At 53.3% G+C, this 8,245-nt stretch carries 8 protein-coding genes; all 8 read right to left on the reverse strand.

The genetic code is table 11. The features are described from left to right. Nucleotides 1-12: 12 nt before the first annotated feature. The gene (rpoB, locus tag AC4PR2_RS24255) at nt 13-4,041 is read right to left on the reverse strand and encodes a DNA-directed RNA polymerase subunit beta (protein WP_492175576.1); all 4,029 of its coding nucleotides are present in this window, start codon (nt 4,039-4,041) and stop codon (nt 13-15) included. A 332-nt stretch (nt 4,042-4,373) separates the two neighbouring features. After that, nucleotides 4,374-4,739: a 50S ribosomal protein L7/L12 gene (gene rplL, locus AC4PR2_RS24260; protein ID WP_004929903.1), complete on the reverse strand. Its 366-nt coding sequence runs from the start codon at nt 4,737-4,739 to the stop codon at nt 4,374-4,376. Nucleotides 4,740-4,802: 63 nt separating this feature from the next. Continuing rightward, nucleotides 4,803-5,300, reverse strand: coding sequence for a 50S ribosomal protein L10 (gene rplJ / locus AC4PR2_RS24265; protein WP_004929905.1), 498 nt, complete (start codon nt 5,298-5,300; stop codon nt 4,803-4,805). A 338-nt stretch (nt 5,301-5,638) separates the two neighbouring features. Continuing rightward, complete coding sequence (gene rplA / locus AC4PR2_RS24270) at nt 5,639-6,343, reverse strand: 50S ribosomal protein L1 (protein ID WP_019456443.1); 705 nt, start codon at nt 6,341-6,343, stop codon at nt 5,639-5,641. Between the two features lie 3 nt (nt 6,344-6,346). Continuing rightward, entirely contained in the window at nt 6,347-6,775 is a 429-nt protein-coding gene (gene rplK, locus AC4PR2_RS24275) for a 50S ribosomal protein L11 (RefSeq protein ID WP_015376316.1), read from the reverse strand. 165 nt (nt 6,776-6,940) lie between these two features. Continuing rightward, the gene (gene nusG / locus AC4PR2_RS24280; RefSeq protein ID WP_004929914.1) at nt 6,941-7,486 is read right to left on the reverse strand and encodes a transcription termination/antitermination protein NusG; all 546 of its coding nucleotides are present in this window, start codon (nt 7,484-7,486) and stop codon (nt 6,941-6,943) included. 1 nt (nt 7,487) lies between these two features. Then, entirely contained in the window at nt 7,488-7,871 is a 384-nt protein-coding gene (gene secE, locus AC4PR2_RS24285) for a preprotein translocase subunit SecE (protein ID WP_492175578.1), read from the reverse strand. A 260-nt stretch (nt 7,872-8,131) separates the two neighbouring features. Next, a partial coding sequence (locus tag AC4PR2_RS24290) for an EF-Tu C-terminal domain-related protein (protein ID WP_455678424.1) occupies nt 8,132-8,245 on the reverse strand: 114 nt, incomplete at its 5' end.

Here is an 8,245-nt window from a genome sequence, read left to right on the forward strand (position 1 = left end):
CCGGAGTGACGATTACTCGTCTTCCAGTTCGATGTTGATGCCGAGCGAGCGGATTTCTTTCAACAGTACGTTGAAGGATTCCGGCATGCCTGGCTCCATCCGGTGGTCGCCATCCACGATGTTTTTGTACATCTTGGTACGGCCGTTAACGTCATCCGACTTAACGGTGAGCATTTCCTGCAGGGTATAAGCCGCGCCGTATGCTTCCAGTGCCCACACTTCCATCTCACCGAAGCGTTGACCACCGAACTGCGCTTTACCACCCAGAGGTTGCTGAGTAACCAAGCTGTAAGAACCGGTTGAACGGGCGTGCATTTTATCGTCAACCAAGTGGTTCAGTTTCAGCATGTACATATAGCCGACAGTAACCTGGCGCTCGAATTGCTCACCGGTACGGCCATCGAACAGCGTGATCTGACCGGAGGTCGGGATACCGCCCATTTCCAGCAGCTTCTTGATTTCAGTCTCTTTCGCACCGTCAAACACCGGCGTTGCGATCGGCATACCTTTTTTCAGGTTCTCTGCCAGACGCAGCACTTCGTCGTCGCTGAAGGTGTTCAGGTCAACTTTCTGGCAAACGTCGTCGCCCAGATCGTAGGCCTTCTGGATGAACTCACGCAGCTTGGCCACTTCCTGCTGCTGCTTCAGCATCTGGTTGATTTTCTCACCGATGCCTTTCGCAGCCATACCCAGGTGGGTTTCCAGGATCTGACCGATGTTCATACGTGATGGTACGCCCAGCGGGTTCAGTACGATGTCTACCGGCGTGCCGTTTTCATCGTAAGGCATATCTTCGATCGGGTTGATCTTGGAGATAACACCCTTGTTACCGTGGCGGCCCGCCATCTTGTCACCCGGTTGGATCTGACGCTTAACGGCCAGATAAACCTTGACGATTTTCAGCACGCCCGGCGCCAGATCGTCGCCCTGAGTGATCTTACGACGCTTGGCTTCCAGCTTCTTCTCGAAGTCGGATTTCAGTTCGTCGTACTGCTCAGCCAGCTGCTCCAGCTGGTTTTGCTTCTCTTCGTCGGTCAGGCCCAGTTCCAGCCAGCGATCGCGCGGCAGCTTGCTCAGCTTGTCGGCTTCGATGCCACCGGCAACCAGCACCGCGTGGATACGTGCAAACAGGCCGGCTTCCAGGATCTGCAGTTCTTCCGTCAGGTCTTTCTTCGCCTGCTTCAGCTGCATCTCTTCGATTTCCAACGCACGCTTGTCTTTTTCCACGCCATCGCGGGTGAAGACCTGCACGTCGATAACCGTACCGGAAACGCCGTTCGGTACACGCAGAGAAGAGTCTTTAACGTCAGACGCTTTCTCACCGAAGATCGCACGCAGCAGTTTCTCTTCCGGCGTCAGCTGGGTTTCGCCTTTAGGCGTTACCTTACCGACCAGAATGTCACCGCCGGTCACTTCAGCACCGATATACACGATACCGGATTCATCCAGCTTGGAGAGCGCAGCTTCACCCACGTTAGGGATGTCGGCGGTGATCTCTTCAGGCCCCAGCTTGGTGTCGCGAGACACGCACGCCAGTTCCTGAATGTGGATGGTGGTGAAGCGATCTTCCTGCACCACGCGCTCGGAGACCAAGATGGAGTCTTCGAAGTTGTAGCCGTTCCAAGGCATGAACGCTACGCGCATGTTCTGGCCCAGTGCCAGTTCGCCCAGGTCTGTCGATGGGCCATCCGCCAGCACGTCGCCGCGCTCGATTGGCTCACCCAGATTCACACACGGCATCTGGTTGATGCAGGTGTTCTGGTTAGAACGGGTGTACTTGGTCAGGTTGTAAATATCGATACCTGCTTCGCCCGGGTACATCTCGTCTTCGTTAACTTTGATAACGATACGGGAAGCATCCACGTACTGGATCACACCGCCGCGTTTGGCAACGGCGGTTACGCCGGAGTCAACCGCTACAGCGCGTTCCATACCGGTACCGACCAGCGGCTTGTCAGCGCGCAGGGTTGGTACGGCCTGACGTTGCATGTTCGCACCCATCAATGCACGGTTGGCGTCATCGTGTTCCAGGAATGGAATCAGTGAAGCACCAACGGAAACAACCTGTTGGGTGGATACGTCCATGTAGTCAACCTGGTCGCGGCTGAACAGGCTTGATTCGCCTTTGCTACGACAGGTGACCAGGTCTTCTACGAAGCGGCCTTCTTCATCCAGGTTGGAGTTCGCCTGGGCGATAACGAAGTTGCCTTCTTCAATAGCAGACAGGTAGTTGATTTCATCGGTCACCACGCCGTCACGCACGCGGCGGTACGGGGTTTCCAGGAAGCCATAATCGTTAGTCTGTGCGTACACGGACAGGGAGTTGATCAGACCGATGTTTGGACCTTCCGGCGTTTCGATTGGGCACACACGGCCGTAGTGGGTCGGGTGTACGTCTCGAACTTCAAAGCCGGCGCGCTCACGGGTCAGACCGCCCGGGCCCAGTGCGGAGATACGACGCTTGTGCGTGATCTCGGACAACGGGTTGTTCTGGTCCATGAACTGGGACAGCTGGCTGGAGCCGAAGAACTCTTTCACCGCCGCCGAAATCGGCTTGGCGTTGATCATGTCCTGAGGCATCAGGGTATCCAGATCGCCCAGAGACAGACGCTCTTTCACCGCACGCTCAACACGCACCAGACCTACGCGGAACTGGTTCTCGGCCATTTCGCCGACGGAGCGGATACGACGGTTGCCCAAGTGGTCGATATCGTCCACTTCGCCCTTGCCGTTACGGATATCGATGAGCTTCTTCATCACTTCGATGATGTCGTCTTTGCTCAGGATGCCCGAACCTTCGATCTCGTCGCGCAGCAGAGAACGGTTGAACTTCATGCGACCCACCGCGGACAGATCGTAGCGGTCTTCGGAGAAGAACAGGTTCTCGAACAGGCTTTCGGCAGCTTCGCGCGTTGGCGGCTCACCAGGGCGCATCATGCGGTAGATTTCTACCAGCGAGCTCAGACGATCGTTGGTCGGATCGACACGCAGCGTTTCAGAGATGTACGCGCCGTGATCCAGATCGTTGGTGAACAGCGTTTCGATGCGCTTGTGGCCGGACTGGCTCAGCTTGGCCAGCAGATCCAGCGACAGCTCCATGTTGGCTGCGCAGATCAGTTCGCCGGTATTGGTATCGATATAGTCTTTCGCGACCACTTTGCCCGCGATGTACTCTACCGGTACTTCAATGCTCTGAATGTCGTCTTTTTCCAGCTGACGGATATGACGAGCGGTGATGCGACGGCCTTTCTCTACGTAGATCTTGCCGTTGGCTTCGATGTCGAACGAAGCGGTCTCACCACGCAGGCGCTCTGGCACCAGCTCCATCTGCAGCTTGTTGTCGCGGATTTCGAAGACGATCTTGTCAAAGAACAGGTCGAGGATCTGTTCAGTGGTGTAGTTCAGCGCGCGCAGAATGATGGTCGCAGGCAGTTTGCGGCGACGGTCGATACGCACGAACAGGTTGTCTTTCGGATCGAACTCGAAGTCCAACCATGAACCGCGGTAAGGGATGATGCGTGCGTTGTACAGCACTTTACCCGAGGAGTGGGTTTTACCCTTATCGCTGTCGAAGAATACGCCAGGACTACGGTGCAACTGAGATACGATAACCCTCTCAGTACCGTTGATCACAAAGGTGCCGTTTTCGGTCATGAGCGGAATTTCGCCCATGTAGACTTCTTGTTCCTTGATGTCTTTGACCGTACCTTCAGGCGCTTCGCGCTCATAGATAACCAGGCGCAGTTTTACGCGCAGCGGTGCAGAGAACGTCACACCACGGATCTGGCACTCTTTGACGTCGAAGACCGGCTCACCAAGACGGTAGCTAACGTATTGCAGCTCCGAATTGCCACTGTAGCTCTGGATAGGGAAAACAGAACGGAATGCGGCTTCAAGGCCGTACTGCCCTTCTGGATCTTGCTCGATAAACTTCTGGAACGAGTCAAGCTGGATAGAAAGGAGATATGGTATGTCCAGCACTTGTGGACGTTTACCAAAATCCTTACGAATACGTTTTTTCTCGGTATAGGAGTAAACCATAGGGTTCCTCAGCTCGCTGATCAGTGACCCAATCTGTCCGTCCGATTAGGGACAGTTCATGCAACACCGTTTTGTCGACCGGAAAGCGGGAACACTTTCCGCAATGTCTCTTGCTATCACGCTTAAACCATTTCATCGCGTCTTCCCCCAGAACTCCTGGTAGTGCAAAGACCGCGGTATATTAAGTCGTCAATAGAAACAAACATTGGGAGGCGAAACCAGCAGCCAAACAGTGTGAAACGCTACTGGCGCCCTACAGCGCAAAAAGGCTGGTGACTAAAAAGTCACCAGCCATCAGCCTAAAAGACTAGGCTGCAACCGGAAAGGTTGGCTTATTTAACTTCAACTTCTGCGCCAGCTTCTTCCAGAGATTTTTTCAGAGCTTCTGCGTCATCTTTGCTCACGCCTTCTTTCAGAGCGGCTGGAGCAGATTCAACCAGGTCTTTAGCTTCTTTCAGACCCAGGCCGGTAGCGCCACGTACTGCTTTGATAACAGCAACTTTGTTAGCGCCTGCAGCTTTCAGGATAACGTCGAATTCAGTTTTCTCTTCAGCAGCTTCAGCTGGGCCAGCAGCAACAGCTACAGCAGCAGCAGCAGAAACGCCGAATTTTTCTTCCATAGCGGAAACCAGTTCAACAACGTCCATTACGGACATAGCGGCAACTGCTTCCAGGATTTGGTCTTTAGTGATAGACATAACAATTGTTCCTAAAATTCAGAAATAGTTTAAATACGTTAGCAAAGGCTAAGAAAGAGTGGCTTACGCCGCTTCTTTCTGATCGCGTACTGCAGCCAGAGTGCGAACCAGTTTGCCGGCAGCGGCTTCTTTCATGGTTGCCATCAGGCGTGCGATCGCTTCTTCGTAAGTTGGCAGCGTCGCCAGGCGGTCGATTTGCGCCGCTGGGATCAGCTCACCTTCAAAGGCCGCAGCTTTAACCTCGAATTTTGCATTCGCTTTCGCGAACTCTTTGAACAGACGAGCAGCAGCGCCCGGGTGTTCGTGAGAGAATGCAATCAAGGTAGGACCGACAAACGTGTCTTTCAGGCATTCGAATGGAGTGCCTTCAACTACGCGACGCATCAGGGTGTTGCGAACAACACGCATGTAAACGCCAGCTTCACGACCTGCTTTACGCAGTTCAGTCATTTTATCTACGGTAACGCCGCGGGAATCCGCAACAACCGCAGACAGCGCGCCTTTGGCTACTTCGCTGACTTCAGCAACAATCGCTTGTTTGTCTTGAAGATTTAATGCCATTAGCTTTTTGCTCCTGGATTAGCCGGGGAAAATCCCCCGGAACTCACTTCACTCGGCGCTTTGTAAAACGCCACGCCGAGCGGCTTAACACGGTGAGCAGAATCCAGCAAAGACATTCTTTTATAAAAAAGAAAAATTTTCTTAGGCTCTGTCACCGTCTACGCAGGAAGGATTAAGTATCTTGCGATACACCTGCGGTCTTGGACGGAGGCCTGGATAGGCCAGGCTCCAACCGAAAAATCTTTGTTTTGCCTACGGCATAGCCAATAGCAAAACCTTGGGGCATAAGATTCTAGACAAATCTTGGCCCCAAGTCAAAGCGATAATCGCAAATGCGATTAGTTCGCTGCAGCAGACAGACCGCTCTGATCGATAGCAACGCCAGCACCCATGGTGGTGGAGAGGCTAACTTTCTTGATGTACATGCCTTTCGCCTGAGAAGGTTTTGCTTTTTTCAGCGCAACCAGCAGGGCTTCCAGGTTTTCTTTCAGTTTGTCTGCGTCGAAATCAACCTTACCGATAGTGGTATGGATGATGCCGTTTTTGTCGTTACGGTAGCGAACCTGACCTGCTTTAGCGTTTTTCACTGCTTCAGCAACGTTCGGAGTAACGGTACCCACTTTCGGGTTTGGCATCAGGCCGCGTGGACCCAGGATCTGGCCCAGTTGACCAACAACGCGCATTGCATCCGGGGAAGCAATAACAACGTCGAAGTTCATTTCGCCTTTCTTGATCTGGTCAGCCAGATCGTCCATACCTACCAGCTCTGCGCCGGCAGCTTTCGCTGCTTCAGCGTTAGCGCCTTGGGCAAATACGGCAACGCGAACGGAACGACCGGTGCCGTGTGGCAGAACGGTAGCGCCACGAACGTTTTGGTCAGATTTACGAGCGTCGATGCCGAGGTTAACGGCAACGTCAACGCTTTCTACGAATTTAGCGGTGGCCAGCTCTTTCAGCAGAGCAACAGCTTCAGTGATGTCATACTGTTTAGTAGCATCAACTTTGTCACGGATCACGCGCATGCGCTTGGTCAGCTTAGCCATCTCTTAATCCTCCACTACCAGGCCCATGGAACGAGCAGTACCTTCGATGGAGCGAGTCATCGCTTCAACGTCAGAACCAGTCATGTCCGCAGCTTTGGTTTCTGCGATTTCACGTACCTGAGCACGGGTCACTTTACCTACTTTGTCTTTGTTCGGCTTACCGGAACCAGACTTGATACCAGCCGCTTTTTTCAGCAGAACTGCTGCTGGCGGGGTTTTGGTAACGAAAGTGAAGGAGCGATCAGAATAAACGGTGATAACAACCGGAATCGGCAGACCTTTTTCAACGCTGTCAGTCTTAGCGTTGAATGCCTTACAGAATTCCATGATGTTAACGCCCTGCTGACCCAGAGCTGGACCCACTGGTGGGCTCGGGTTCGCCATACCAGCTGCAACTTGCAGCTTGACGTAGGCTTGTACTTTCTTAGCCATTTAAATTTCCTCGGTTTGGGTAGTATCGCCTCGTAAGAGGCTCCCCGTGTTTCACCCCGCCCAACATGCATCAGGCAAGGCATCTAAAAACAAAAGGCGCGAAATTGTAGTTCAATTTCGCGCCTTTGACAAGCGGCAACGCGCCACTCATTGCTGATTATTCGATCAGCCTTTCTCAACCTGGCTGAAGTCCAGTTCCACCGGCGTTGCACGGCCAAAGATGGAAACGGAAACTTTCAGGCGGCTCTTCTCGTAATCGACTTCTTCGACCACACCGTTGAAATCGGCAAACGGGCCGTCGTTGACGCGCACCAGCTCGCCCGGTTCGAACAGCGTTTTCGGACGCGGCTTGTCACCAACCTGCTGCAGGCGGTTCATGATCGCATCAACTTCTTTATCGCTGATTGGCGCAGGACGGTCAGACGTACCGCCGATGAACCCCATGACGCGCGGTACGCTGCGCACCAGGTGCCAGCTGGCGTCATTCATCACCATCTGCACCAGCACGTAGCCAGGGAAGAACTTACGCTCGCTCTTGCGACGCTGGCCGCCACGGATTTCAACCACTTCCTCCGTAGGCACCATCACTTCGCCGAACAGCTCTTCCATATCGTGCAGTTTGATGTGTTCACGCAGCGATTGTGCTACGCGACCTTCAAAACCGGAAAACGCCTGAACGACGTACCAACGTTTTTTTGGAGCTTCAGACATTTTAGAACCTCTGGCCAGTAATATACGACACCAGACGGACCAGAATACCATCCAGCCCCCACAGAATCAGTGACATCACGGCGGTTACCGCGGCAACGATCAACGTGGTGTGTAGCGTTTCCTGACGAGTTGGCCAAATCACTTTACGTACTTCGGTACGCGCTTCGCGGGCAAACGCAACGGTGGCTTTGCCTTTGGTGGTCATCAGAGCCACTGCACCTGCAACGGCGATGATCAGCACAACTGCCAGCGCGCGCAATGGCAGGCTTAAATCACGGTAGTAATAGTTACCGACAATAGCCACAACCAACAGAACGGCGACGATCAGCCACTTTGCCGCTTCCAGGCCGCGTCCGCTCCCTTGAGCCTCGGTATTCGCACTCATAAACCAACCTGTCACAATGATGATTCAGAACAAACAACTTTGCCTCGCATTGCGAGGCAAACCAAACCGATCGGATACCGCTTCAGCGCTATCCCGGTGTTTTACGCTATGACGTATTTCAGTCAATACGGTTTAAGAGCCCATCTCACCAATGATTATGACTGCAAAATCGCTGATGAGATAGGTTCTAGTTCACAGCGTAGAAAAAGGGCATCAAATGATGCCCTTTTACCGCGTGTCGCGTCAAACTTTATCAGCGATTAAGCGATAACTTTAGCAACAACACCAGCGCCAACGGTACGGCCGCCTTCACGGATTGCGAAACGCAGACCGTCGTCCATCGCGATTGGGTGAATCAGGGTGACAACCATGTT

The sequence above is a fragment of the Serratia sp. A07 genome, assembly GCF_058725505.1.

Bases quoted from the DNA above. Each gene is read 5' to 3' on its own strand.
- rpoB (WP_492175576.1), bottom strand. From the start codon at position 4,041: ATGGTTTACTCCTATACCGAGAAAAAACGTATTCGTAAGGATTTTGGT.
- rplL (WP_004929903.1), bottom strand. From the start codon at position 4,739: ATGTCTATCACTAAAGACCAAATCCTGGAAGCAGTTGCCGCTATGTCC.
- rplJ (WP_004929905.1), bottom strand. From the start codon at position 5,300: ATGGCATTAAATCTTCAAGACAAACAAGCGATTGTTGCTGAAGTCAGC.
- rplA (WP_019456443.1), bottom strand. From the start codon at position 6,343: ATGGCTAAGCTGACCAAGCGCATGCGCGTGATCCGTGACAAAGTTGAT.
- rplK (WP_015376316.1), bottom strand. From the start codon at position 6,775: ATGGCTAAGAAAGTACAAGCCTACGTCAAGCTGCAAGTTGCAGCTGGT.
- nusG (WP_004929914.1), bottom strand. From the start codon at position 7,486: ATGTCTGAAGCTCCAAAAAAACGTTGGTACGTCGTTCAGGCGTTTTCC.
- secE (WP_492175578.1), bottom strand. From the start codon at position 7,871: ATGAGTGCGAATACCGAGGCTCAAGGGAGCGGACGCGGCCTGGAAGCG.